This window comes from Caballeronia sp. AZ1_KS37, assembly GCF_023631165.1.
Taxonomy (GTDB): Bacteria; Pseudomonadota; Gammaproteobacteria; order Burkholderiales; family Burkholderiaceae; genus Caballeronia; species Caballeronia zhejiangensis.
The window spans coordinates 1-301 of the sequence record NZ_JALQDP010000057.1 but is presented as its reverse complement, the minus strand read 5'-3'; the positions used below and the strand labels follow the sequence as shown (position 1 = coordinate 301).

At 56.1% G+C, this 301-nt stretch carries 1 tRNA gene; it reads left to right on the top strand.

Annotated features, from left to right (window positions below):
- Positions 1 to 87: transfer RNA gene (locus NCS00_RS33215), tRNA-Leu, on the top strand.
- Positions 88 to 301 lie beyond the last annotated feature (214 nt).

The following is a 301-nucleotide window of genomic DNA, read 5'->3' as shown; positions in this document are numbered from 1 at the left end:
GCCCAGGTGGCGGAATTGGTAGACGCACTAGGTTCAGGTCCTAGCGGTGGCAACACCGTGGAGGTTCGAGTCCTCTCTTGGGCACCAGATGTTTGAAAAAGCCACCTTCGGGTGGCTTTTTCTTTTTATGCGGAGACCGTGTTTTTGTCGTAGACGAGTCGTATGACTTTTCGATTGACACGGCGCCCGTTCCCGCTAGAATAGCGGGCTTGCTGTACCCCTTGGCCCAGGTGGCGGAATTGGTAGACGCACTAGGTTCAGGTCCTAGCGGTGGCAACACCGTGGAGGTTCGAGTCCTCTC